This window comes from Pseudomonas sp. MCal1 (assembly GCF_026341415.1).
In the GTDB taxonomy this organism is placed as follows: Bacteria; Pseudomonadota; Gammaproteobacteria; order Pseudomonadales; family Pseudomonadaceae; genus Aquipseudomonas.
Window position 1 is genome coordinate 223571 of record NZ_JAKUMP010000010.1, and the last position, 25457, is coordinate 249027.

Here is a 25457-nt window from a genome sequence, read left to right on the forward strand (position 1 = left end):
TTCTGGTCAATACGCCAAAATGCCCTGTCATAAGCCGCGCTTCTTTGATTTCTCTGGCCTGGAGCCGATTCAAACAAACGTTTGTATTGGACGCTAAGAGTGGTGTAGATATAATGCGCCGCCTAGAGAGAAAGGTGGTTTGCCCATTATTAGCCTTGACGTTAACGTAAAGGCAATAACGGATACGACACCGAACCTCCAAATTAGAAAAAAAACTGTTGAGCCTTGAGTAGGAGATAGCCTGTGGAACGCGAATACATGGAATTCGACGTGGTCATCGTCGGTGCCGGCCCCGCTGGCCTGTCCGCCGCCTGCCGTCTGAAGCAGAAGGCCGCCGAAGCCGGTAAGGAAATCAGCGTCTGCGTGGTCGAAAAAGGCTCGGAAGTCGGCGCGCACATCCTGTCCGGCGCCGTATTCGAACCACGGGCCCTGAACGAACTGTTCCCGGACTGGAAAGAACTCGGCGCTCCGCTGAACACGCCAGTCACCCGCGATGACATCTTCGTGCTGAAAAACGCCGAAAGCGCGCAGAAAATTCCTGACTTCTTTGTGCCCAAGACCATGCACAACGAAGGAAACTACATTATTTCCCTCGGCAACCTTTGCCGCTGGCTCGCTCAGCAGGCCGAAAACCTGGGCGTGGAAATCTACCCTGGCTTCGCCGCTCAGGAAGCGCTGATCGATGAAAACGGCATCGTGCGCGGGATCATCACCGGTGACCTCGGCGTCGACCGCGAAGGTCATCCGAAAGAAGGCCTGTACACCCCGGGCATGGAACTGCGTGGCAAATACACGCTGTTCGCCGAAGGCTGCCGTGGCCACATCGGCAAGCAACTGATCAAGCGCTACAACCTCGACAGCGACGCCGACGCCCAGCACTACGGCATCGGCCTGAAAGAAATCTGGGAAATCGACCCGGCCAAACATCAGCCAGGCCTGGTCGTACATACTGCCGGTTGGCCGATGGACATCATGGGCACCGAGAACACCGGCGGCTCCTTCCTCTATCACCTGGAAAACAACCAGGTGGTGGTCGGTCTGATCGTCGATCTTTCCTACAGCAACACTTACCTGTCGCCGTTCGACGAGTTCCAGCGCCTCAAGCATCACCCGGTACTGAAGCAATATCTGGAAGGCGGCAAGCGCATCAGCTATGGCGCACGTGCGATCTGCAAGGGCGGCCTGAACTCGCTGCCGAAAATGGTGTTCAAGGGCGGCGCATTGATCGGTTGCGACCTCGGCACCCTGAACTTCGCCAAGATCAAGGGCAGCCACACCGCGATGAAGTCCGGCATGCTCGCCGCTGAATCCGTGGCCGACGCGTTGTTCGCTGAAAAGGACGGCACCGAAGAGCTGACCACTTATGTCGACGCGTTCAAGAAGAGCTGGCTCTACGAAGAACTGTTCGCCAGCCGCAACTTCGGCCCGGCGATCCACAAGTTCGGCGCCATCGTCGGCGGCGGTTTCAACTGGCTGGACCAGAACATCTTCGGCGGCAAACTGCCGTTCACCTTGCACGACACCAAGCCGGACTACGCCTGCCTCAAGCTCGCGGCCGACTGCAAGAAGATCGACTACCCGAAACCCGACGGCAAGATCAGCTTTGACAAGCTGAGCTCGGTGTTCATCTCCGGTACCAACCATGAAGAAGAACAACCGTGCCACCTGAAGCTCACCGACCCGAGCATCCCGCTGAGCAAGAATCTGCCGCTGTACGACGAACCGGCGCAGCGCTACTGCCCGGCCGGCGTTTATGAAGTAATCACCAAGGAAGACGGCGAGAAGCGCTTCCAGATCAACGCCCAGAACTGCGTGCACTGCAAGACCTGTGACATCAAGGACCCTTCGCAGAACATCACCTGGGTGACGCCGGAAGGCGCTGGCGGCCCGACCTACCCGAACATGTAAGTCGACCCGCTGGACATCAAGGCTCCCGAAACGGGGGCCTTTTTGTTGCCCGCGATTTGTACAGGATCACGCCGCGCGTTCATCCCCCGGACTGCGTTCGAAATAACGTTTGTACTCGCGACTGAACTGCGACGTACTCTGATACCCCACCCGATGCGCCACCTGTGCAACCCCCAGCCCCTCGGCGATCAACAACGTCTGCGCCTTCAACAAACGTAAACGCTTCAAGTACTGCACCGGCGACAGCAGCGTGCTGCGTTTGAAGTGTTCGTGAAAGGTCGAAACGCTCATGTTCGCGCAACTGGCCAACGTCTCGACGTTCAAGGGCTCGGTGTAGTGCGAGTGCAAATGGCTGATCGAAGCCGCGATACGGGCAAACTGCCCCTGCTGCTCCACCAATGCCCGCAACACATCGGCCTGAGGTCCGCGCAACGCGACGAACAACAATTCACGCACCCGCGCCGGCCCCAGAATCTGGCACTCCAGCGTATCGTGCAGACAACGCAGCAGGCGCTCGACGCAACCGCGCATGTCATCGTCGAGCACCACCGAGGTCATCGATTCCGGTGTCTGCGCCGGAATATGCCGTCCCGGCGCCAGCCCCATGGCCAGCACCAGTTCACCGAGCAGCACCCGGTCGATCGCCACCGACACGCCAAGCAACGGTGCGTCCGGCAACGCATAGGTTTCGCACTCGAACGGCACCGGCAACGCCTGAATCAGATAATGCCCAGCGCCGTACTCCATGGTGCGCGGCCCCAGATACGCGAGCTTACTGCCCTGGGCGATGATCATCAGGCTCGGTTCATAAATATGCGGGCCACGGGCGACATCGCAACTGGCGCGCAACACCTGCACGCCCGGCAGCCCGGTCTGGCTGTAACCATCGCGCAGCGCCAGCGGTTCGATCAGCGAAACCAGGGTGGCGTTGGCGTCAAGGTGGCGGGTCAATTGCATCGGGCGGCTCTTCAGAAAAATCACGGAAAAAGGGATGAACGCATCATCGCAGATCCTTTTGCCAATGCGACCGATCAACCCCGCATGCCGGAGGATTAGGCATGACACCCGGAGGAATCGCCATGGCCGGACGACCGGGCGGCGCCCAGAATGCGCCGCCTCACCTGTCACTGCTTTTGCGAGGTTTCACATGTACACCGCCATTGGCTACGCCGCTCAAACGGCCACCACTCCCCTCGCCCCGATGAAGTTCGAACGCCGCAGCCCACGGGCCGACGACGTCGCCATCGAAATCCTGTACTGCGGCGTCTGCCACTCCGACATCCATCAGGCGCGCAACGAGTGGGGCATCGCCGTTTACCCGTTGATGCCCGGCCACGAGATCGTCGGAAAAGTCACCGCCGTCGGTGCGAATGTCACCAGGCACAAGGTAGGCGATCTTGTCGGCGTCGGCTGCATGGTCGACTCCTGCCGGACCTGCGAAGCCTGCCAGTCGAACCTGGAGCAATACTGCCTCGAAGGCCCGACCATGACTTATGCCACCCCGGATCGGGTCGATGGCAGCAACACCATGGGCGGTTATTCGGACAGCATCGTGGTCAGCGAGCACTTTGTGGTGCGCATCCCCGAGAAGCTGGATCTGGCAGCCGCCGCGCCGATTCTCTGCGCCGGCATCACCACCTATTCGCCGCTCAAGCACTATGGCGTGAAGGCCGGCGACAAGGTCGGGATCCTCGGCATGGGCGGCCTCGGCCATATGGGCATCAAGTTCGCCAAGGCCATGGGCGCTGAAGTGACGCTGTTCACCCGTTCGGCAAGCAAGGCTGAGGAAGGTCGTCGTCAGGGCGCCGATCACGTGATCGTCTCAACCGACGAGGAACAGATGAAAGCGGCGGCCGGTCGATTCGATTTCCTGCTGGACACCATTCCGGTGCAGCACGATCTGAACCCGTACCTCGATACCCTGCGCTTCGACGGCGTGCACATTCTGGTGGGCCTGATCGAACCGATCGATCCGCCGGTCCACGCCGCCAAACTGGTATTGGGCCGTCGCGTATTAGCCGGCTCGCTGATCGGTGGCGTCGCAGAAACCCAGGAAGTGCTGGATTTCTGCGCCGAGCACAACATCAGCTGCGACATCGAAATGCTCGATATCCGCCAGATCAACGAGGCTTACGCCCGCATGATTGCCGGTGATGTGAAGTACCGCTTCGTGATCGACATGGCGACTTTGAAGCTTTAAACCTTCAAGCCTGCACTTTTAAACCAAGTTCAGCCGAGAGCCGGGCCGTGACCCCTTTGATCAGGGGAATCAGCTCGGCCATTTTCTCCAGCGGCATGTACGGCACGGTGCTGGCGATGCTGATGGCCGCGACGATGCGCTTGCTCGCGTCGCGGATCGGCGCCGCCACGCAACGGATCGACGGTTCGTTGTCTTCCAGGTCGAACGCGTAGCCGCCGGCCACGTATTCAGTCATCCGCTGCTCCAGCTGTTCCCACGACTGTTGCGGATGCTGCGGCCAGAACTGACTTTTCCCACCTGCCGGCAGGCTGATGTCGTACAGACGCTGCCAGTCCTGCGGCGCGTCATCCAGCATCAGCGCCTTGCCGATTCCGGTGCGCGCCAGCGGCATGCGATGGCCGACCCGCGAGCGCATTTCCGGGCCGTTGCGCCCCGGATTCTTCAGCAGATAAAGCACCTCGTCGCCTTCACGGATTCCCAGGTGAACGGTGTCGCCGGTCAGCGCCGACAACTCGTCCAGGTAAGGCCCGGCCAACGTCACCAGCGGTAACTCTTCGCGCGCCTGAAAACCCAGCTCAATCAGTTTCGGCCCCAGCAGATAACCGACTTGCGGCACGACGCGCAGGTAGCGCTCGTCCACCAGACAACTGGCCAGACGATGGGTGGTGCTGCGCGTGGTGCCGATCAGGCGGGCGATCTCTTTGAGATCGCGGGCGCCACTGGCGACGGCTTGCACTACACCCAACCCGCGCAGCAGGGTCTGGGTGCCGGTCGGCGCGGCGTCCTTGGCGGTTTTTGGGGCGTCTTCCTGCATATCCAGCCTTTAGCGTTGAGCGAGGGAACGGGCGGCATTATGGTCGCCCGACATAGCCGACTACAACTCGATGCGTTCGACCTTGCCCACCAGCAGCACGTAGGACAAAGCACCGATCAATGCCAGAACCGCGATGTAGGTGATCGCCGGGGCGAACGAATCACCACTGGCCAGGAAGCCGATGACAATCGGCGTGGCAATCGCCGACAGATTGCCGATGAAATTGAACACCCCACCGGTCAAGCCGAGCAAGCGCGCCGGTGCCAGTGTCGAGACCAGCGACCAGGTGATCGACGCCAGCCCGTTGCCGAAAAACGCCAACGCCAGGAAGGCAATCACCAGCGGCGTCGACTCAACGAAGTTGGCGCCGATGATCGAGGTGGAAATCAGCAGCCCGCCAATGATCGGCAACTTGCGCGCAAACCCGACGGTGCAACCACGACGAATCAGGAAGTCGGAAAAGAACCCGGAGCACAGCACGCCGATGAACGCGGCGAGAAACGGCAGCGACGCCAGCAGGCCGGACTTGATGAAGTCCATGCCGCGATATTTCACCAGATAGGTCGGGAACCACGTCAGGAAAAACCACAGCGTCGAGTTCAGGCAGAACTGGCCGAGGTAGATCCCCCACAACTTGCGTTTGCTGAGGACGATGCCGAGATCGGTCCAGCTGAATTTCGCCTTCACCTTGGCAGTTTCGGCTGCGATATCCACCAGGCCGCCGCCCTCGCGAATCAGGTCGATTTCGCCTTGGTTGGCACCTTTGAAATCACGTGGTTCGCGATACACCGCGTACCAGATCGCCGCCCACACGATGCCCACCGCACCGGTCACGACAAACACCATGTGCCAGCCAAATTCATGTTGCAGCCACGCCAGCACCGGGGTCAGAAACGCCAGCCCGACAAACTGCCCGGAGGTGTAGAAACCGATGGCCGTAGCCCGTTCACGCTCGGGGAACCAGGTCGTCACCACGCGGCTGTTGATCGGATACGCCGGCGCTTCCAGCGCACCGACCGCCATGCGCAGCACAAACAGCGCGATGAAACTGGCGGCGAAACCGAGCATCACGGTGGCCAGCGACCACAGCAGCAATGCGACGCTATAAAGGATGCGCGGCGGCACCCGGTCCACCAGCCACCCGCCGGGGATCTGCATTGCGGCGTAGGTCCAGCCGAACGCAGAGAAGATCAGCCCGACGTGCACCGGGTCGATGCCCAGATCCGTCGTCAGTGCCGGGGCGGCAATCGACAGGTTGCTGCGGTCGAGGTAGTTGATGACCACGGTGATGAACAGCAACACCATGATGAAAAATCGCTTGCGGCTGGGCGTGACTGACGTCGCTTGCCCGGTGAGGGTTTGCGGTTGCATGGGGAGCGCCTCTTCTTATGTTTATTGAGGTCGAGGGTTGTTGGCGAGATCGTTCCCACGCTCCGCGTGGGAATGCAGCCCGGGACGCTCTGCGTCCCAAGAGCGGACGCAGAGCGTCCATTGAGGCATTCCCACGCGGAGCGTGGGAACGATCGCTTAGAAGGGAATCAGCGACTCACCACTCGGCAAAACTGCCATCGGCATGACGCCAGATCGGATTGCGCCAGCGGTGGCCGACCGCCGCGCGTTCGATGACGTATTCCTCGTTGATCTCGATCCCCAGTCCCGGGCCGTTGGGGATTTTCACAAAGCCTTTGTCGTAGTCGAACACCTGCGGATCCTTCACATAATCGAGCAGGTCATTGCTCTCGTTGTAATGGATGCCCAGGCTCTGCTCCTGGATAAACGCGTTGTAACAAGCGGCGTCCAGTTGCAGGCACGCCGCCAGCGCGATCGGCCCCAGCGGGCAATGGAGTGCCAGCGCCACGTCGTAGGCTTCGGCCATGTTGGCGATCTTGCGGGTCTCGGTGATGCCGCCGGCGTGGGACGCATCCGGCTGGATGATGTCGACGTAACCTTCGCTCAACACCCGTTTAAAGTCCCAGCGCGAAAACAGCCGCTCGCCGAGGGCAATCGGGGTGCTGGTCAGCGGTGCCAGTTCTTTCAGCGCTTCGTAGTTTTCGCTGAGCACCGGCTCTTCGATGAACATCAGCTTGTACGGGTCGAGTTCCTTCATCAGCACCTTGGCCATGGGTTTGTGCACCCGGCCATGGAAGTCGACGCCGATGCCGACGTTCGGCCCGACCGCATCGCGCACGGCGGCAACGTTGGCCAGCGCCAGATCGACTTTCTCGAAGGTATCGAGAAATTGCAGTTCTTCGGTGCCGTTCATTTTCACCGCCGTAAAACCACGGCCCACCGCCTCTTTCGCGGCCCGCGCGGTGTCCGCCGGACGGTCGCCGCCGATCCACGAGTACACGCGGATCTTGTCCCGCACCTGACCGCCAAGCAGATCGCTGACCGACACACCGAGGGCCTTGCCCTTGATGTCCCAAAGCGCCTGGTCGATGCCGGCCAGTGCGCTCATATGGATTGCGCCGCCCCGGTAGAAGCCGCCGCGATACAGCACGGTCCAGATGTCTTCAATGTTGCGTGGGTCTTTGCCGATCAGGTAGTCGGACAATTCCTCAACCGCTGCGGCGACCGTGTGGGCGCGGCCCTCGACCACGGGCTCGCCCCAGCCGGTCACGCCCTCGTCGGTTTCGACCTTGAGGAAGCACCAGCGCGGCGGGACGATGAAGGTGGTGAGTTTGGTGATTTTCATCTTTTGTCTCTCTTGTTGGATGCAGCGCACGCAGCGCCGGAAAAGTCTTAGTGAAGGGCTTTCCAGGCCGCCACGTAGGCCTTGGCATTGGCCGCCACTTGCTCAGTCGTCATGCCCGGCTTGAACAGCCCGGAGCCGAGGCCGAAGCCTTTGACGCCAGCGTCGATGAACGCCTGCATGTTGTCCGGTGTGATGCCACCGACCGGCGCCAGAATCGTCCCGACCGGCAACACTGCCAGCCAGGCTTTCACCACCGCAGGTCCCGTCTGCTCGGCCGGGAACAGCTTGAGAATGTCCGCGCCCTCCTCCAGTGCTGCGAAGGCTTCAGTCGGTGTGGCAACACCCGGCGACAGGTACAGCCCCGCCGCTTTTGCAGCCCGCAACACCTTGGCATCGCTGTGGGGCATGACAATGACCTGGCCGCCAGCCTCCTTCACCCGTTCGACCTGTTCCGGGGTCAGCACCGTGCCGGCACCGATCAGGCAATCGGCGGGCAGGGTCTTGCGCAGGGTGCGAATGCTTTCGTACGGCGCGGGGGAATTGAGCGGTACTTCGATGACGCGAAATCCGGCGGCATACAGGACTTCTCCGACAGCGGCGGCTTCCTGCGGATGCAGGCCGCGCAGGATCGCGATCAGACCGTTTTGCGCCAGTGCTTGCTTGAGCATGTCAGGCCTCCAGTCAGGGTTAACGGGGTGAGGAATCGATCAGTCCGGCGGCGAGCGCCAGTTGCCACAGACCACGCTCGGTGGCTTGCTCGGCCAGAGTCACCCGGGCGAAACCGCAGGCGTCGAGGGCCCGGCTGTAACGGGCGCACAATTGCGCGTTGCCGATGAGGATGATCGAAGGAAGATGTGCGCTGTTGCGCCGGCGTCGTTGCACTGCGGCCAGCGCCGACAGTTCATGGCCGATCAACAGGCCGGACAGATAATCCGGTTGCGCGGTGGCGCTGAGTTCACCGGTCAGGCCCAGACTGCGGGCGCTGAACAGGGTCGACAGCACGCCTATCTCGCCCTCTGCCGACAACGCCACTTGCACGCCGCGATCAAATGCCTCGGCGTCGAACGTCGCGCTGTGCTGTTGGGTACGACCGAGAATGCTGTGTTCGCTGAGCACGGCGAACACTTCGCCGGTCATGAAGGTATCGAAACGGGTGATGCAGCCGTCGGCCACTTCCACCCATTTTGAATGACTGCCCGGCAGGCCGATCAGCAGATCATGGGTCGCCTCGAGCGGCAGATTCTGCAGGACGCCGAGGACCTGGGTTTCTTCGCCGCGCATCACGTTCGGCAGTGCCGAGCGCTGAATCACACCCGGCACGATATGCACATTTACACCGCGAAGACTGCGAACGGTTTGCAGGGATTTTCCGAGATCGGCCACATTGGCCGGCGTATCGCGGTAGGACGCTTCGCGCCAGCCCTGAGCGCTGCCGACCATGCCGCAGGCAATCACCGGCAAGCCGGGCTGCGCATCGAGCCAGTCGCCGCATGCCTCGTCGAACGCCAGTTCAAAACCCTCGGCGCATTCACGACCGTTGATGACCCGCGGCGTCTTCGGCAACTGCATGATCCCGAACGACAGCGACCGCTGCGCCAGCACCTGCCCGCCCGCCCCAAGTTTGTAAGCACGTAGTGAGGTCGTCCCCCAATCGAGCGCGATCAATTGCGCCAGCATCGCTTCACCTGTTTTGTTATTGGCAGTGAGTGAGCTGGACTATAAACCCGGGCACAACAAAATCTCAATATATAAATATCATTCCCACATTATGGGATGAGGCAAAAAAATATCGCAGGCAGAAACAGCGCCTACAGAGAAATTCAATTTCCCTGCAGGAATCGTCTCGGGCTGCGATATTCCTGGCGCGGCTCAGTTGCCCTCGGCAAACTCGCGCAATACCTTGCCATCCATGCGGTAACGCACCCACTCTTCCTGCGGCTGGGCGCCAAGGGATTTGTAGAATTCGATGGCCGGGGTGTTCCAGTCCAGCACGCTCCATTCGAAGCGGCCGCAGTCGTTGGCGCAGGCTATTTTCGCGAGATGGCGCAGCAGGGTTTTGCCGGCGCCGCCGCCCCGTTGTTCCGGGGTAATGTAGAGGTCTTCGAGGTACAGGCAGTTGCTGCCCAGCCAGGTCGAATAGCTGAAGAAGAACACCGCGAAACCGATTGGCAGACCATCGCGCAGGCAGATCAGGCCATGGGCGGTGGCGCCTTCGCTGAACAGACTGCGCTCGATGTCGGCGACGCTGGCGATAACTTCGTGACGGGCCTTTTCGAAGTCTGCCAATTCGGTGATGAACGCGAGGATTTGCGGAGCATCGCTGGGGGTCGCCGGGCGGATTTCGATCGTCATGGACGGGCCTTGTCGGAAAAAGGAAAACGCCATACTAAGGTGCCGCGCGGCGCTCGTCACATGGCAATCCAAACACTACCCTACTCAATCACAGAAACACGGCGATCCGCGCTCCCGCAAGGATTGTTGTTTGCTTTATAGGACATGCATGAACACGATCGCTTTCGAACCACTGGCCCCACTCGCCGCCGAACTGCTACCCCATGCGCTGGAACCGTCGGAGGACGGCGCTCATGACCTGTCGCACCTGCAACGGGTCTGGCACAACGTGCGCACTTTGCAGGCCGAGGAAGGTGGCGACCTTGAGGTGCTGCTGGCGGCGGTGTTGCTGCATGATTGCGTCGCGGTGGAAAAGAACTCGCCGCTACGTTCACAGGCTTCACGCCTGGCAGCGAAAAAAGCATCAACAGTATTGGCAAACCTGAACTGGCCCGAAGCCAAAATCAGCGCCATCATCCACGCCATCGAAGCCCACAGTTTTTCCGCCAACATCACCCCGCTCACCCTCGAAGCCCGACTGATGCAGGACGCCGACCGTCTCGACTCCCTTGGCCTGCTCGGCGTTGCCCGCACCTTCTACACCGCCGGGCGTATGGGCAGCGCGCTGTACGACCCGAACGATCCCGAGGCTCGGGAAAGGGACTACGACGACAAGCGATTCTGCCTCGATCATTTCCAGACCAAACTGCTGCACCTCGCCGACGGTTTCCAGACCGCTGCCGGTCAGCGTCTGGCGCAAATCCGTCATCAGCGCCTGAAGGGTTTCATGGAGCAATTCAAGGAAGAGATCGGCCTCGAAAGCACTCAGCCCTTCTGAACCGTTCGTCGATCATCAGGCACCAATCTTTCACGAGGGCAGACCAACATGAGGTAAGGATTTCAATCACTGGAGACACCCTATGATCCCGTCAAGGTTGACTGCGCTCGTATTCGCAACCCTCCTCAGCCCGGCGGCATTCGCCGCCTCGACCACCGCCGCCGGCACCGGGCCGACCGATCCGGTCACCCAGCCCAGAGCACCCGCCATCAACAGTGCCCCCGGTATGAATACCGACGGTTCGGGTGTACCGCTGATCAACCAGCCACCCGCAACGGGAACCGATCCTCGCACCCAGGGCAGCGATCCCGGCCGCCAGGGCGGGATGAACACCCCCGACGCTCCGGCCGCCCCCGACAACGCCGGTCCCGGCGTCGGCTCGAAAACCACCACGGGTGGTTCGGGCTCTGAAGGCGCAGGACAGTGATCCGTGCTTCATCCACGCAACGTGTCTATCCGCTTCCCTGAAGAGGTAACCATGAACGTCGATAAAAACCTGGAAAAAGAAGTCCTCACCCGCCTGTTGCATGCCCACCCAAGCGGCCTCGGCAAAGAGGTGCTGGACAATTATCGCGGCGAGAAAGTCGTGGCCAGTGCCCTTGCCGCCCTGCAGGAGCGTGGACTGATTCACCACGGCCACATCACTTGCAATGAAGCGGGAGAGCATTCGCTGAATCTGCCGATCAAGCTCAGCGCTGCAGGTGTGGAAGCGGCGCGTAAGCTCGATAACTGACGCTTCCGGTCACTGGCGCAAGCAGTGTTCGGATGCATTGCCTGCGCCGGTCATTCCGAGATTCATCCAGCCACCAGGAGACCTGCCATGCCTCGTGGAAGCAAAGCCAAATACACCGCCGAGCAAAAGCGCAAGGCCGCGCACATCGAAGACAGCTATGAACAGAAAGGCGTTCCGAAGGACGAAGCTGAAGCGCGAGCCTGGGCGACGGTAAACAAACAGTCCGGCGGCGGCGAGAAAGCCGGTGGCTCCGGACGCCGAAAACCTGCCAGCGCCAAGGCCGACGATCGCAAGGAATCGGCGCGACGCGCGACAGTAAGCCGTGAGGGACATTCGCGCGATAGCAAGGCTTCACGCGAAGTGCAAACGGTCGAGAGCCTGCGCAAGGAGGCCCGGGAGCGGAAAATCCCCGGGCGTTCGTCGATGCGTAAAGATGAGTTAATTGCGGCGTTGCGCAGAGCCGGTTAGGTCCAGACTGGATGTAACGGCTGAAGGCCTTATCGCTGGCAAGCCAGCTCCCATAGAAATCAAAGGGCTCGCAAAAACTGCGCCCCCTACTGAAACTTGTGGGAGCTGGCTTGCCAGCGATTGCGAGCGTTCAGTCAGTGCATTTTTTGCTGATCAGCACATCAACCTCGGCAGTGCCAGGAGCGGTCGCCGGGCCCCATCGGGTGACGGCCAACGCAGCCGCAGCGTTGGCGCGCCTTGCGGCCTGGTGAGCGGTCAGTCCCTGCGCCAACCCGGCCATGAACACGCCGGCATGCGCATCACCCGCGCCATTGCTGTCCACGGCTTGTACCTTGAAACCCGGTACGTGCTGGCGTTCGCCCCGCTGATGAATCCAGCAACCTTGCGGGCCGTCGCGCACGACCATCAGCACTTCCTGCGGCAGGTGCACGGTCAATCGGTCCAGCGCGGTTTCGATGTCGGCTGCGCCAGTGAAGCGCAACGCCTCGACGCGGTTGCTGGTCCACACATCAATGCGCGGCAACAACGCCTGCATCATCGATGAGTCCGGAGTTTCCACCATTGGCCCCGGATCGAACACCACGTTGATCGCCTTCGGCAACGCCAGCGTCCAGTCCAGCAACGCCTGGGCCTTGCCGCTGTGCAGCAGGCTGTAACCGCTGACGTAGACGTAGTCCCCCGGCTCGGCGGCGACGCTGTTCAGCTCCGCCGCCGTCACTTCACCTTCTGCGCCGATGTAGGAAATGAAACTGCGTTCCGCCGACGCATCGGTCAGCGCCACGCAGATCCCGGTGTCGCGTTCTGCAGGCTGTTGGATGCCGATGCGGATGCCTTCGGCGTTCATCGCCTGGCGCGCCAGATCGCCGAACCGACCGTTGCCGTGGCGACCGAGGTAGACCACCGGCAAGCCGTTACGCGCGGCGGCGGCCATCACATTGAAGCCGCCGCCGGCTTCGAAACTGGCGGACTGCGCCAGCACGTCACCACCGATTGGCGGCAGCGCATCCACGGCCATGACCAGGTCGATGATGACCTGGCCGGTGTGCAACATCTTAGGCATGAGCATTCTCGGATTGCGCAGCGCGGCGATCTCTCGCCCCGCCGAGTACGAAGTAAATGCCGCCGGCGACCACGAACGTCACAATCCAGCCGAGGCCGTTGTGGCCCAGCCACGAGTCGGACAGGAAGCCCTTGAACCAGACGTTCTCGGCGGTGGTGCCGATGGTGGTGAAACTGAAACCCAGCACGATCGCAATCGCCCACGCGCCGAATGCGCGCCACTCGATGCCGCCGTTGTACCAATAGGCGCTGCTCGGGCTGACGTCGAGCAGGTCTTTGGGGCTGTAGTAGTGACGGTGAATCAGGTCGACGACGAAGATCCCGACCCACGCAGTGATCGGCACGGCCAGCAACGAAATGAAGGTGATGAACGGGCCGTAGAAACTGTCGGCGATCAGCATGAAGTAGATCGAACCGGCGAAAATCGCAACGATATCGACCACCACCGCGTACACGCGTTTGACCTTCAGGCCGAGGGTCAGCGTGGTCAAACCGGCGGAGTACACCGACAGGTTATTCGACAGCAACAGACCGCCGAACGCGGTGATCAGGTACGGCACGGCCATCCAGGTCGGCAGCATGTCGCGGATCGCCACGATCGGGTCAGTCGCCGAAGCGAGGTCGTTGTTGCCCACCGACAGCAGGCCGCCGAGGGTGATCAGCAACACCAGCGGAATCCCTGCGCCGAACGCTGCCGAAGCCACCAGGCGCACGGCTTTGACGCTGCGATGCTGATAACGCGACATGTCGGCGCCGGCATTTGCCCAGCCGATCCCGGTGCCGGCCGCCATGGTGCCGATACCGATGATCATGGCGCTCATCGGCGCCGGGGTGGCGTTGAACACCGCGCTCCAGTCGATGGTCGCGCAGAGGAAGCCACCGACCAGAATGTTCAGCGCGCCGAACACGTAAGTCGCCCACTTCTGGATCACCAGCAAAGTGGCGTGGCCAAGGCCGGACACCGACAAGGTCAGCAGCACGAAAATCGCGATGAAGATCAAAGTCAGCACCGGTGCGCTTTTGGCTTCCACCGGCGAGCCGAACAGGATCGAGCACAACGACAACAGCACAAACGCCGCCGTGGTTGTGTTGACGGTTTCCCAGCCCAGGCGCGACATCAGCGACACCAGCGTCGGGCCGATATTGCCGCGCACCCCGAAGATCGCCCGCGACAGGGTCAGGCTCGGCGCACGACCGCGACGGCCGGCAATCGAGATGATCCCCACTACCGCGAACGAACCGGCAGCGCCGAGGATCGCGACAATGATCGCCTGCCAGATCGCCAGGCCGCGAAACGCAACCAGCGTGGCGCCCAGCGGCAGGCCGAGGATGGAAATATTGGCAGCAAACCAGACCCAGAACAGTTGCAGCGGATGGCCGTTGCACTCGCCTTCCGGCACCGGTTCGATGCCCCGGGTTTCCAGTTGCCCGGCGCTTTGCCCGGCGTTCGATGAACTCATGAAAAATGCTCCTGTTTGCCTTTATTGTGGTTGTGGCAATGACGCAGAACGACTGGACATCCCGCCCTTCCTGGGCCTGTCTGCGCGATCCATTGCGGGTGATTATTCAAGACTTGTGGTGCGCCTTTCGCGAGAAAGCTCGCTCCCACAGGTTCGAAGTGAACCTTGAGATTGCACTGTCCCTGTGGGAGCGAGCTTGCTCCGGGCGGCGATCCGACGAAGGCGTCAGTTCAATCAGCGCAAGGCCAACAGCCCTGTCACCAACGGCTCAAGCTCCAGATCGTTGACGGCCTTCACCGTTTCAATCATCGGTGCCGGCCAGCTCTGCAGGCCCAGGCAGGCCCCGAGCATGGCGCCGAGAATCGCGGCGATGGTGTCGGTGTCCCCCCCCAGGCTCGCGGCCATGCACAGCGCATCGAACGGCGTCATTTCACCGACCGCGACTTGCTGCGCGAGGGCGAACGAGACCACCACCGATTCCTGCGAGGCCACCGAGGTGCCGATCACGTCGTACAGCAGATCCGCGAGCAACACTGGATCGCTCTCGACACTGATGCTGCGCGCCCAACCGATCCGCGACGCGATGCGCCCGCCGGCCACCCAGTGCCCGTGCGCTTCCGCTTGCTGGGCAATCTGTTGACCGAGGTTCAGCGCCTCGCCCAGATCCAGGCCGTTGATGCCGGCCGAGACCACCGCCGCCACCGCCGCCGCGCTGGAAATCCCCAGCGTGGTGTTGTGAGTGACCTGACACGCTTGCACCACCGCCGCGATAAAGCGCTCGGGATTGGCGACATCCGCCGCGATTCCCACCGGGGTGATGCGCATCGCTGCGCCGTTGGTGGTCCCATAGCGCCCGGCCTCTTCCGGCGAATGGCCGGCGAGGATCATTTCGATCGCACGTTTGGTCGACGGGCCGAGCAAGTCCTGCGAGCCCTTGGCCTGCATCTCGGCTTCCCATTCGATCAGCCGTTGCGCCAGCACCGCCGGCTCGATCCGGCCGCGACCTTCGACCAGCAATTCGCCGACCAGAATCGCCTGTTCGGTGTCATCGGTGATCGAGCCCTTGGGCATGTTCGCGGCAATCGGTTGCAACGGGCCGGCGTCTTGCAGATCGGTGATCTGGCCGAAGCGCTGCCTGATGGTTTCGCGGTTCAGGGATTGCGTCGGCATCCCCAGCGCATCGCCGAGGGCCAGGCCGTAAAACGCGCCCAAGGCACGGTCAAGGGCGGTCATTTCGATTCTCCGAATTGCAGGTGCAGACGAAAATGCACCGGGTCGAGCAGGCTTTCGACCTGTTCCATGAAACGGTTCTGCCGGTCGTAGGTGGTGCGCAATGCCTTGAGGAACACCGTGCCTTCCGGACGACCGAGCAGTTCGGCGTCCACCGCGTTGAGCGGTTCGGCGCCGATCCATTGATCGCCGCGCTCGCCGATATAGCCGTAAGCGGCCAGGGTGATGGTCAGGGAATTGTCGATCAGGCCGACCCGCGGCAAGCTTTCCAGGCCTCCGGAGGCGGGCATCAGAGAGCGTTCAAGGGACACCGCCGTGCCATCGTTGGAACGGCGGCGACGTTCGAGAAGAATGAATTGATCGGAGCCGAAACGCGCAAGCAGATCCGCGCGAGTCACGGCTTCCAGACGCAGCACGTCGGTATTGATCATCGCCCCGCTGTCGGCCAGGGCCTGGGCCCAGCCGCTGCGCTGATCGAGCACCATCCCGTCAAATGTGACGATCGAGCCGACCCCGCTTTGCGTGGCGATGTAATTGCGCCGCTTCAATTCGGCCAGCGCTTCGCGCAACGTGCCTCGGCTGACGTTGAATTCCTGAGCCAACTGATGCTCGCCAGGCAACAGAAAACCGTCCTCCATGAGGCCGCTTTCGATGCGTCGGACGAGCTCGTCGACCACCCGTTGTTTCTTGTCAAATCGTACCTGTCTAATCATGTACAAATTGATAACCGAAACAAGACAGGACGAGCAAGGAGTATTTATCCGGGAGTGACGGAAGGTTCGGTAGAAAAGGTTAACTGTGGGACCTGACTTGCTCGCGATAAGGCCTGCACATGTGCCGGATCTACCGCTATCGCGAGCAAGTTCGCTCCCACAGGGTATTGCGGATTACCGTTGCTTGAGGCGGTCGATAACCACAGCCAACAGCAGAATCGAACCCCGAATCACATACTGATAAAACGTGTCGATATTCTTCAGGTTCATCGCATTCTCGATAATCGCCAGAATCAACACCCCGGCAATCACATGACGGATCATCCCGATCCCGCCGCTCAACGAAACCCCGCCCAGCACGCAAGCCGAAATCACCGTCAGCTCGAAACCCTGCCCGATCATCGGTTGCCCGGACGTCATCCGCGACGCCAGAATCACCCCCGCCAGCGCACCGATCACACCATGCACCGCGAAGATGATGATCTTCGTGCGATCAACATTCACCCCCGCCAGCAGAGCCGCTTCCTGGTTGCCACCGATGGCCATGGTGTTGCGCCCGTAGGTCGTGTAGTTCAGCAACCAGCCGAAAAACAGGAAGCAGACAATGGTGATCAGGATCGGCACCGGCACGCCGAACAACTGGCCGTTACCGAACACGAAGAACGATTCCTGGGACACCCCCACCGCTTTGCCATTGGCAAAAATGTAAGCCAGGCCCCGGACGATCTGCATGGTCGCCAGCGTCGTGATCAGCGCATTGACCCGCAACTTGGCGATCACAATGCCGTTGATCAAGCCGACGATCAGGCCCATCACCAGCGCGGCGCTGACGCCGAGGAACACGCTGTTGGTATCGCGCATCACCACCGCCGCAACCACCCCGGCGCAGGCAATCACCGAACCTACCGACAGGTCGAAATGCCCCGACGCCAGGCAGTACAACATGGTGCATGCCGCGATGCCGGTGGTGGAAATCGCCAGGCCCAGGCCACGCATGTTCAGCGGCGAGAGGAAGTTGTCGATCAGCAAAGTGCAGGCGAGAAAAATCCCCACCGCTGCCAGCAACATGACCCAGTCATCGAGGAAGCGCCGCATATCCAGAGGTTTGCGCGCGGTCGGCAGGGTTTCGTTTTGGGTTGTCATCATAGTCACCTCTCAGTTCGCCACGCCGTCAGCGCGGTGGCGCGGCAAAGCCAGTTGCAGCAGGTTGGATTCGTTGGCCTGGTCGCGGCTGACTTCGCCACGCAGGGCGCCCTCGCACAGCACCAGAATGCGGTCGGAAATGCCCATCACTTCCATCAGATCGCTGGACACCACGATTACCGAAATACCATCGGCGGCCAGGTTATGGATGATCTGGTAGATCTCGGCCTTGGCGCCGATGTCGATGCCCCGGGTCGGCTCGTCGAGCAGCAGGACTTTCATCGGCATCGACAGCCAGCGGCCGAGAATCGCCTTCTGCTGATTGCCGCCGGACAGGAACTTGATCTGTTGCCCGGCGTGGGGCGTTTTCACTTTCAGGGCCTTGATCTGTTTGTCGGCGTTGCCCTTTTCCCAGATCCCGCGCAGCAGGCAACCGAGCCCGGAGTTCGCGCCGCGCGCACTGATGTTGATGTTCTCGGCGACACTGGCCAGCGGGATGATGCCTTCCTTCTTGCGGTCCTCCGGGCACAGCAGAATCCCGGCGGCGATCGCATCGCGAGGCGACCGCAGCTTCAGTTCATGGCCGCGCAATTCCAGGCGTCCGGCGGTGTTTCGCTCCAGACCGCTGAGCAGCCGGAACAACTCGGTGCGCCCTGCCCCGACCAGCCCGAACAGGCCCAGAATCTCGCCTTTGTGCGCATCGAAACTGATCGGCTCGCGCAGGCCCGGGCCGAGCAAACCATCGACTCTCAGCGCCACGGCACCGCGCGGGCGGCCGCGATAATCGTAGATGTCCTGAATGTCGCGCCCGACCATGCAGGTCACCAGTTGATCGTGGGTCAGCTGGCTCATGTCGTCGAAAGTGCGCACGTAGCGACCGTCCTTGAACACCGTCACCGCGTCGCAGATACGGAACACTTCCTCCATGCGATGGGAGACGTAGAGCACCACTTTGCCCTCGTCGCGCAGTCGGCCGATGATCGCCATCAAGCGGTCGATTTCCCGCGCCGAGAGACTGCTGGTCGGTTCGTCGAAAGCAATCACATGGGCGCCACGGGACAGTGCCTTGGCGATTTCGACCAGTTGCCGCTGGCCGAGGGACAGGCGTCCGACCTTGGTCTGCGGGTCGATTTCATCGGCCAGCCCCTTGAGACAAGCCAAGGCCTGCTGACGCAGCGCGCCGCGATTGATCAAGCCGAAACTGGCCGGCAGATGACCGAGGAACAGGTTCTCGGCCACGGTCATTTCCGGCACCAGATGCAGCTCCTGGTGAATCACCGCCACGCCGCTGCCGATGCTGTCGGCAGTGCACTTGAAGGCCATCGTCCGCTCGCCGATCTGCAACTCGCCGCTGCTCGGGATGTAGGCGCCGCCGAGGATTTTCAGCAGGGTCGATTTGCCGGCGCCGTTCTCGCCCATCAGGGCGTGAACCTGCCCCGGGTGCGCGATGAAACTGATGCCGTCCAGCGCCTTCACGCCCGGAAAGGTCTTGCCGATCCCGTTGAAACGCAGGCTGCCACTGGCGCTTTGTTCTTGTGTCTGTACTTGCGCGTGCATTTAAGCCACCTCATCACACCGTTCAAGCGGCCCGGCTGCCCGGGCCGCCGCTGCCGTCAGTTCCACAGGCCGATCTTCTCCAGCTCCTGCTTGAAGTTGTCGCGGGTGATCAGAGTGACGTCGTCCATCGCGGTGTACTTCGGCGGTTCCTTGCCGGTGGTGACCCACTCAAACATCATCTCGGCAGTCTTGTAGCCTTCGATGTGCGGGCTCGGCAGCATCGAACCGTAGAAGCCGCTGTTGGGCTTTTTCAGCTCGCCGATGGCGTCGGTGCCGTTGATGCCGATACCGATCACGTTGCCGGCGGCAAACCCGGCGGCTTCGGTGGCGCGCACGCCGCCCAGCACGGTGTTGTCGTTCATACCGCCGATGATCAGGTTCTTCGCCGCGCTCGGCAGCTTGACCAGCGCCGAGTTGGTGGCGTCCATGCTGCCCGGTACGTCGAGGGTTTTCAGGGCGGCGGTCAGGATGTGCTCTTTCGGCAAGCCGGCGTCTTCGAGCGCTTTCATCGAACCGTCGGTGCGTTTCTTGCCGGTGTCGAGTTCGTTGTAGGTGTTGACCACCGCGTAGGTGTCCTTCCAGTCCCAGTTACGCTTTTTCGCCTCGGCGGCCATGGCAGCGCCCTGCTTCTGGCCGACTTCGAACGCGGCCATGCCAAGGTACGGCACGTCTTCCATGAACTTGCCATTGGCGTCGACAAAACGGTCGTCGACGGCAATGACTTTCAGATCATTGAGCTTGGCCTTCGCCATGATCGCAGGGCCGAGGGACACGTCCGGAGGGCAGATGACGAAACCCTTGGCGCCGTTGGCCGCAAGGCTGTCGATGGCCGAGAGGGTTTTCTCGCCGTCCGGCACGGCGATCTTGATCAGCTCGAAGCCTTTGTCCTTGGCAGCTTTCTCGGCGAAGGCCCATTCAGTCTGGAACCACGGCTCTTCGGCCTGCTTGACCAGGAAACCGATTTTCACAGGGTCAGCGGCCAGCAGCGAACTGCTCAGGCTGAACGCAGTAACCGCCAGCGCGGTACTGCAAAGGGTACGAATCCCGAAACGACGTTTCATAAGCAGACTCCTTGTTATTTTTCTTGAGCGTTATTTGAAAAGCGTTACAGCGGTCGAAGCGTTTGCCGCAAATCATGACGACAATAGTCATATCGTATGATGATTGGATTTCAGGCAGACCTTCCCGCCTGAAATCCGCTTTTTCAGTCGTGGTACATCACCGAGCGACCACCATCGATGGTGATGCACGAGGCGTTGATGAACGGCGCTTCGTCGCTGGCCAGGAACACGGCGGTCATCGCCACTTCAATCGGCTGACCGATGCGTTTCGGTGGATGCAGATCAAAGGCGCGCTGGCGTTCGGCGTGCGGATCGGCGAAACCGTTCCAGTAATCGACGTTGAGCTGGGTCTCGATGTAGCCAGGGGCAATGGCGTTGACGCGAATGCCCTTCGGCGCGTACTCGATGCCCAACGCGCGGGTCAGTCCGAGCAAGCCGTGCTTGGCCACCGGGTACGGGAAGCAGCCGGGAATGATGTTCGTGGAATGGGTCGAGGCAATATTGATGATGCTGCCGATGCCTTGCTCGATCATCTGCGGCAGCACGGCCTTGCAGCCATACCAGGCGCCGTCGAGGTCGATGGCGAAACAGCGTTTCCAGTCTTCTTCGGTCATCTCCAGCGGATCGCGGAACACGTTGACCCCGGCGCAGTTGACCAGCACGTCGATACGACCGTGCAGTTCGATGGCCAGTCTGGCCATGGCGTGCAGATCCTCCTGACGCGATACGTCGGCCTTGATCGCATGCACATCGGCGCCCTGCTCGCGCCAGTGTGCGGCGACTTTCTCGACCTTTTCAGCCTGGATATCGCTGATCACCAGTTTGGCCTGCTGGGAGGCGAAGGTTGCGACGATCGCTTCGCCGATGCCTTGGGCGGCGCCGGTCAGCAACACAACCTTGTTTTTCAGGCGCTCACCTTTCGGCGGCTCGGGCACCGGTGGCAGGGACAGAGGTTCAGCCATGAATCAGGACTCCTGTTCGAAAGCATAAAAAAACCGGGCATCTGACGATGTCCGGTCTGGAAGGCTTCTGGAACAAAACAGGCGAGCGCACGCCGCGGAACCGGAACGGCCCGAAGCGCTGACTCCGCTGTGGAGTGCGATGGAAATTCGCTGCATCACTTCACCTGTTTTGTTCTTTTTAAGTGTGAGTGCGTGTTACTGCTGGAGCCGACTATAAACCCGACCGCCAAATAATCTCAATATATAATTTTGCGTCCCATATTTTGGGATTTAACTGGAAAATCGCGTACACAGCTTTCCGGAGACATCCACCCGCAGCGACAGCACGGCGCCGTCCAGCGGATGGTTCAGCGGACTTTTGGCGCTGGTGATGTAAAGGGTTTTCAGGTCTGCGCCGCCGAATACGCAACTGGTCGGGCGACTGATCGGCAGGTCGATCTTGCGGTCGATCTGCCCATCCGGCGTCAAACGCAGCAGGCAGCTGCCGTCCCAGCGGGCGTTCCACACGTAGCCTTCGGCGTCCATCGCCGAACCGTCCGGGCCACCGTGCTGATCGGCGCTGTACCAAGGCTGAGCAGTGTCGAGGTTGCCGTCGGTGTGAATGAAATAGCGGTACAACGTGCTGTCGAGGCTGTCGCCGAATAGCAGCGTGGTGCCGTCGTCACTCCAGAGCAGCGTGTTGGGAATGCCCAGGTTGCGCAGCAATGGCGTGACCCTTTTATCCGGATCAATCCGGAACAGCCCGCCGGAACGTCGAGTGATCGGCAGATCCTCGCCCCGTTCGCCGATGTTGTTTTGCATGGTGCCGAGCCACAAGCGGCCCTGGCCATCGCAACGTGCTTCGTTGGCGCGGTTGCCCGGTTGTGGATCGGCGACGCAGAACAGCGTCAGTCGCGGCTCAAGTCCGGGGGAGTCCAGATCGAGCCGGTAGACGCCGCTGCTCAGGGTCACCAGTGCGTCGCCGCTGGCGCAGGGAATGAACGCCGAAACGTGCTCCGGCATCTGCCAGATCTGCACGTTCTGCCCGATCAGCCGCAGCGCCTGCTTGCCGGCAATGTCGACCCAATACAGCGCCTGGGTCGGTGCGTCCCAGAACGGTCCCTCGCCCAGTTGCGCCCGATGCTCTGTCACCGCAGTCCACGTCATGCAACCTCCTGTCTTGTTGTTTTTGTCAGCTGGCTTTTTTGTCGGCCATTACCTGCGGGTAAAACCGCTTGATGGCCAGGTCGGCATTGTCGATCAGGGTCATGCAGGCCCATACACCGCGCGCGGCATCCCGGGCGGCGATGGCGTCGGCCATGTCTTTATGGATGGGCAGAGTGCGGCGCAATTCATCAGGGTCGGCCGCAGAGACTTCGAAGGACACCGCGAGCAACGCGCCGAGGGCCGGCACCATCTGCTCGATGAATTGATTGTGGCTGGCAGCGAGAATGCATTCGTGGAAGAACTGGTCGGCGCGGTTGTAATCGATGCCGCTGTCCACCGCCCGCTCCAGCGCGTTGTAGGCCTGCCGCACGGCTTGCACCTGTTCGACGGTCGCCCGCTCACAGGCCCAGCGCACCGCCATCGGTTCGATGGTGCGGCGCAGGTCGAGCAAGTCATCGACAAAGTTTTCCGGCAGGCCGCTGCGTGACAGCCAGCCGACGACTTGCGGATCGAACAGGTTCCAGCGCTTGATCGGCAGCACCCGCGTGCCGACTTTCGGCCCGACTTCCAGCATCCCTTTTGCGACGAGGGTCTTGATGGCTTCGCGGATCACGGTGCGGCTGACCCCGAGCTGCTCGCCCAGATCGGCCTCGACCTTGATCGCCTGCCCCGGTTTGACCTGGCCGGCGGCAATCCAGGCGCCCAGCCAGTCAACCGTTGATGCGTGAAAACTGCTCGACATGGACACCTCGAAGCCGTTCGCTGTGGGTGCCTAAGCTAATCATCATACGATTGAGAGTCAACGACAAAAAACCGCAGCCTGCTTCCACAGACTGCGGTTTTTCAAGGTTCGAGGCCGATACGAAAGAACTCGCCGCCACTCCAGACGCCGAGCCAGCGCTGGCCATCGATTTCACGGCTGACTGCCAGCTCGACCAATTGGTAGAACACGTTGCGGTGGATCAGCGCCTCGAGATTGGTGCGCACATGCACGTAGGGCGCGGGTTCTTGCGTTGTGGGATCAATCTCGACGCGGATCGGATGTTCCGCGCCGGCTTCGGTGGTTTCATCGACATTGGTCGTGAAGCGAAGCCGTTGCGCCTCGCCCTCGCCTTCCACCTCGACGGCAATCGCCACAAACGGCGCGTCGTCGACCTTGATCCCGACTTTCTCTACTGGAGTGATCAGGAAATAGTCATCGCCATCGCGGCGGATGATCGTGGAGAACAACTTGACCATCGGCTTGCGCCCGATCGGGGTACCCAGGTAGTACCAGGTGCCGTCGCGGGCGATGCGCATGTCGATGTCGCCGCAGAAATCCGGGTTCCACAAGTGCACCGGCGGCAAGCCTTTGGTTTTGGGGATTTGCCCCAGCAGGTCATTGGCTTTTTGCGGGCCACTCATGGCGTACTCCTTGAATTACTGGTCCCCGACGCCCAGCAGGCTGCGCGCGTACTGCGCAAGCGGTGGGCCGATCAGGTCTTCGGGTTTGTTGTCGTGGAACGTCAGTAAACCGCCACGACTCTTGATCCGTGCAGTATCAATCAAATACTGGGTGCTGGTCTCGATCAACATGATCTGAATCACGCCGCCGTCGATGCCGAGACGATCCACGGCTTCCTGATCCAGCCACTCATCGGAGTTGCCGATGCGGTCGTCGGCCTTGGCGAAACGCGTGTACAGCAGGTAGTGGGCACCGGCGTCGCGGGCCTCGCCCATCGCCTGGTCAAGGCCTTCCGGCGCACGGGCGCGGCGGACCATTGGGAAGTATTCGACGAAGCCTTTGAAGGCCTCTTCGGCCACCACGTTGGGACGCGGGTAAGAACCGCCCGGCGGTGCGAACGAGCCTTGCGCGATGTAGATGAACGAATCCGGCTGAATGCGGAAATTGTTTACGCGACGGCTGTCGCTGTGGTCCAGCAAGCCCGCGTCGCTCATCTGGTAGCGAGTCCCTTCGGCCATGTCACTGACAGTCATACAGCCGCCCAGCGCCAAAACGGCCAGCAGCAAAACCAGGCTACGCATCTTAATCCTCCAGAAGCCGGTGACGGAAAACCGGCGAATGGCCGTAGGATGCAGCTTTTGCGCCAGTCCTTGGAAATGTGCAGGTATCCGCTTTGAAACAGGGCTTTTTGTGGCGAAGGACTCAGCCGCCGATGATCTTCATGACGGTGGCGCCGCCGGAGAATGCGACTTCCTGCTTGTCACCCAGCGCCTTGACCAGCAGTCGCTGCAGCGCCGGTAGCGCCTCGTGACGTGGTTTGTCGAGCAGGTCACCGACGTAGTGGCGGTTGCTCGACGACAGACAACCATGCAGCCATCCGGTGGACGAGAGGCGCAGGCGCGAGCAGGTTCGGCAGAACGGCACGCTTTCGTTGGCAATCACGCCGAAGTTACCCCGACCGGGAATCGCATAACGAACCGCCGTGGCGTCCACCGGCGCGTCGGTTTGCGCGTACTCGTAATGCTCGCCGATCAGGCTCAGCAACTGTTGCAGGCTCACGAACTGTTGCAGAAAGGCGTTGGAGTCAGTGGCCAGGTGGCCCATGCGCATCAGCTCGATGAAGCGCAGCTCGAAACCACGCTCGAGGCAGTAATCGAGCAGCGGCATCACCTGGTCGAGATTCTGTCCGCGCAACGGCACCATGTTGACCTTGATCTTCATCCCCGCCGCGGCCGCCTGATCCATGCCGTCCAGCACGGTGGCCAGATCACCGCCACGGGCAATGCTGCGGAACGCGCCGGCGTCCAGGGTATCGAGGGAAACGTTGATGCGTCGCAGGCCGGCATCGACAAGCAACGGGAGTTTTTTTGCCAGGAGCTGGCCGTTGGTGGTCAGGCTGATGTCTTCCAGGCCCATCTTGCCGACGGCGCTCATGAAAGATTCGAGTTTGGGGCTGACCAGCGGCTCGCCGCCGGTGATGCGCAGCCGCTCGATGCCGGCGGCTTCGATCAGATAAGCCACGCCGCGCGCCATGGCCTCGGCCGACAGTTCATCCTGCGCAGCCACCAGCCGCTTGCCGTTTGGCACGCAGTAGGTACAAGCGTAATTGCAGGCTGAAGTCAGACTGATCCGCAAATTGCGAAAACGCCTGCCTTGACGGTCAACGATCATGAAGCACTCCGGCGATGGAAAATC

At 61.3% G+C, this 25457-nt stretch carries 26 protein-coding genes; 6 read left to right on the top strand and 20 right to left on the bottom strand.

Annotated elements, in window-relative coordinates; translation table 11 throughout:
• Positions 1 to 243: 243 nt before the first annotated feature.
• On the top strand, positions 244 to 1908 hold the full coding sequence (locus MKZ87_RS18280) for an electron transfer flavoprotein-ubiquinone oxidoreductase (RefSeq protein ID WP_266201505.1): 1665 nt from the start codon (positions 244 to 246) through the stop codon (positions 1906 to 1908).
• A gap of 66 nt (positions 1909 to 1974) precedes the next feature.
• Here MKZ87_RS18280 and MKZ87_RS18285 read toward each other — a convergent pair whose 3' ends face one another.
• Positions 1975 to 2865: an AraC family transcriptional regulator gene (locus MKZ87_RS18285; protein ID WP_266201506.1), complete on the bottom strand. Its 891-nt coding sequence runs from the start codon at positions 2863 to 2865 to the stop codon at positions 1975 to 1977.
• 190 nt (positions 2866 to 3055) lie between these two features.
• Here MKZ87_RS18285 and MKZ87_RS18290 point away from each other — a divergent pair, with 190 nt between their 5' ends.
• Positions 3056 to 4108, top strand: a complete 1053-nt coding sequence (locus MKZ87_RS18290) for an NAD(P)-dependent alcohol dehydrogenase (protein WP_085704698.1) — start codon at positions 3056 to 3058, stop codon at positions 4106 to 4108.
• 4 nt (positions 4109 to 4112) lie between these two features.
• Here MKZ87_RS18290 and MKZ87_RS18295 read toward each other — a convergent pair whose 3' ends face one another.
• The 6 genes from MKZ87_RS18295 to MKZ87_RS18320 all read right to left on the bottom strand — a co-directional run bounded on the left by MKZ87_RS18295 (position 4113) and on the right by MKZ87_RS18320 (position 9969).
• Positions 4113 to 4922, bottom strand: a complete 810-nt coding sequence (locus MKZ87_RS18295) for an IclR family transcriptional regulator (RefSeq protein WP_085704700.1) — start codon at positions 4920 to 4922, stop codon at positions 4113 to 4115.
• A 60-nt stretch (positions 4923 to 4982) separates the two neighbouring features.
• A complete protein-coding gene (locus MKZ87_RS18300) occupies positions 4983 to 6293 on the bottom strand; it encodes an MFS transporter (RefSeq protein ID WP_266201507.1) in 1311 nt (436 codons plus the stop codon).
• A gap of 175 nt (positions 6294 to 6468) precedes the next feature.
• Entirely contained in the window at positions 6469 to 7617 is a 1149-nt protein-coding gene (gene dgoD, locus MKZ87_RS18305; protein ID WP_085704704.1) for a galactonate dehydratase, read from the bottom strand.
• A gap of 47 nt (positions 7618 to 7664) precedes the next feature.
• Positions 7665 to 8285, bottom strand: coding sequence for a 2-dehydro-3-deoxy-6-phosphogalactonate aldolase (locus MKZ87_RS18310; protein ID WP_266201509.1), 621 nt, complete (start codon positions 8283 to 8285; stop codon positions 7665 to 7667).
• Between the two features lie 19 nt (positions 8286 to 8304).
• Positions 8305 to 9294 carry a 2-dehydro-3-deoxygalactonokinase gene (locus MKZ87_RS18315; protein WP_085696971.1) on the bottom strand — a complete coding sequence of 330 codons (990 nt, stop codon included), beginning with the start codon at positions 9292 to 9294 and terminating at the stop codon, positions 8305 to 8307.
• Positions 9295 to 9486: 192 nt separating this feature from the next.
• Complete coding sequence (locus tag MKZ87_RS18320) at positions 9487 to 9969, bottom strand: GNAT family N-acetyltransferase (protein WP_039770630.1); 483 nt, start codon at positions 9967 to 9969, stop codon at positions 9487 to 9489.
• 148 nt (positions 9970 to 10117) lie between these two features.
• Between MKZ87_RS18320 and MKZ87_RS18325 the strand changes: the two genes are divergently transcribed.
• The 4 genes from MKZ87_RS18325 to MKZ87_RS18340 all read left to right on the top strand — a co-directional run bounded on the left by MKZ87_RS18325 (position 10118) and on the right by MKZ87_RS18340 (position 11987).
• Positions 10118 to 10786 (top strand): HD domain-containing protein, encoded by a 669-nt coding sequence (locus MKZ87_RS18325; RefSeq protein WP_266201511.1) that lies wholly within the window; start codon positions 10118 to 10120, stop codon positions 10784 to 10786.
• Positions 10787 to 10868: 82 nt separating this feature from the next.
• Positions 10869 to 11213, top strand: a complete 345-nt coding sequence (locus MKZ87_RS18330; RefSeq protein ID WP_085696973.1) for a hypothetical protein — start codon at positions 10869 to 10871, stop codon at positions 11211 to 11213.
• Between the two features lie 51 nt (positions 11214 to 11264).
• Complete coding sequence (locus MKZ87_RS18335) at positions 11265 to 11519, top strand: hypothetical protein (protein WP_085696974.1); 255 nt, start codon at positions 11265 to 11267, stop codon at positions 11517 to 11519.
• An 87-nt stretch (positions 11520 to 11606) separates the two neighbouring features.
• Positions 11607 to 11987, top strand: coding sequence for a Rho termination factor N-terminal domain-containing protein (locus MKZ87_RS18340; RefSeq protein WP_227233212.1), 381 nt, complete (start codon positions 11607 to 11609; stop codon positions 11985 to 11987).
• Between the two features lie 130 nt (positions 11988 to 12117).
• On the opposite strand, the gene MKZ87_RS18345 is transcribed toward MKZ87_RS18340, so the two are convergent.
• The 13 genes from MKZ87_RS18345 to MKZ87_RS18405 form a co-directional block, all read right to left on the bottom strand.
• Positions 12118 to 13047 carry a PfkB family carbohydrate kinase gene (locus MKZ87_RS18345; protein WP_266201513.1) on the bottom strand — a complete coding sequence of 310 codons (930 nt, stop codon included), beginning with the start codon at positions 13045 to 13047 and terminating at the stop codon, positions 12118 to 12120.
• Positions 13040 to 14506, bottom strand: coding sequence for a purine-cytosine permease family protein (locus MKZ87_RS18350; RefSeq protein ID WP_085696977.1), 1467 nt, complete (start codon positions 14504 to 14506; stop codon positions 13040 to 13042). Before MKZ87_RS18350 ends, MKZ87_RS18345 begins: the two co-directional genes overlap by 8 nt.
• Positions 14507 to 14740: 234 nt before the next feature.
• Positions 14741 to 15739, bottom strand: a complete 999-nt coding sequence (locus MKZ87_RS18355; protein ID WP_266201515.1) for an ADP-ribosylglycohydrolase family protein — start codon at positions 15737 to 15739, stop codon at positions 14741 to 14743.
• Positions 15736 to 16449: a GntR family transcriptional regulator gene (locus tag MKZ87_RS18360; RefSeq protein WP_085704720.1), complete on the bottom strand. Its 714-nt coding sequence runs from the start codon at positions 16447 to 16449 to the stop codon at positions 15736 to 15738. The genes MKZ87_RS18355 and MKZ87_RS18360 overlap by 4 nt, the downstream gene beginning before the upstream one ends.
• A gap of 174 nt (positions 16450 to 16623) precedes the next feature.
• Positions 16624 to 17592 carry an L-arabinose ABC transporter permease AraH gene (araH, locus tag MKZ87_RS18365; protein WP_085697229.1) on the bottom strand — a complete coding sequence of 323 codons (969 nt, stop codon included), beginning with the start codon at positions 17590 to 17592 and terminating at the stop codon, positions 16624 to 16626.
• 12 nt (positions 17593 to 17604) lie between these two features.
• Positions 17605 to 19149 (bottom strand): L-arabinose ABC transporter ATP-binding protein AraG, encoded by a 1545-nt coding sequence (araG, locus tag MKZ87_RS18370; RefSeq protein ID WP_266201518.1) that lies wholly within the window; start codon positions 19147 to 19149, stop codon positions 17605 to 17607.
• Between the two features lie 56 nt (positions 19150 to 19205).
• Positions 19206 to 20210 (bottom strand): substrate-binding domain-containing protein, encoded by a 1005-nt coding sequence (locus MKZ87_RS18375; protein ID WP_266201520.1) that lies wholly within the window; start codon positions 20208 to 20210, stop codon positions 19206 to 19208.
• Between the two features lie 143 nt (positions 20211 to 20353).
• The gene (locus MKZ87_RS18380; RefSeq protein ID WP_266201522.1) at positions 20354 to 21172 is read right to left on the bottom strand and encodes an SDR family oxidoreductase; all 819 of its coding nucleotides are present in this window, start codon (positions 21170 to 21172) and stop codon (positions 20354 to 20356) included.
• Between the two features lie 270 nt (positions 21173 to 21442).
• Positions 21443 to 22318, bottom strand: a complete 876-nt coding sequence (locus MKZ87_RS18385; protein WP_266201523.1) for an SMP-30/gluconolactonase/LRE family protein — start codon at positions 22316 to 22318, stop codon at positions 21443 to 21445.
• A 25-nt stretch (positions 22319 to 22343) separates the two neighbouring features.
• The gene (locus MKZ87_RS18390; RefSeq protein WP_064383471.1) at positions 22344 to 23060 is read right to left on the bottom strand and encodes a FadR/GntR family transcriptional regulator; all 717 of its coding nucleotides are present in this window, start codon (positions 23058 to 23060) and stop codon (positions 22344 to 22346) included.
• A gap of 101 nt (positions 23061 to 23161) precedes the next feature.
• The gene (locus tag MKZ87_RS18395; RefSeq protein WP_085704730.1) at positions 23162 to 23722 is read right to left on the bottom strand and encodes a DUF1285 domain-containing protein; all 561 of its coding nucleotides are present in this window, start codon (positions 23720 to 23722) and stop codon (positions 23162 to 23164) included.
• 15 nt (positions 23723 to 23737) lie between these two features.
• Positions 23738 to 24343 (bottom strand): DUF4823 domain-containing protein, encoded by a 606-nt coding sequence (locus MKZ87_RS18400; protein WP_007950810.1) that lies wholly within the window; start codon positions 24341 to 24343, stop codon positions 23738 to 23740.
• Positions 24344 to 24464: 121 nt separating this feature from the next.
• Positions 24465 to 25433, bottom strand: coding sequence for a GTP 3',8-cyclase MoaA (locus MKZ87_RS18405; protein WP_007950807.1), 969 nt, complete (start codon positions 25431 to 25433; stop codon positions 24465 to 24467).
• Positions 25434 to 25457: the final 24 nt, after the last annotated feature.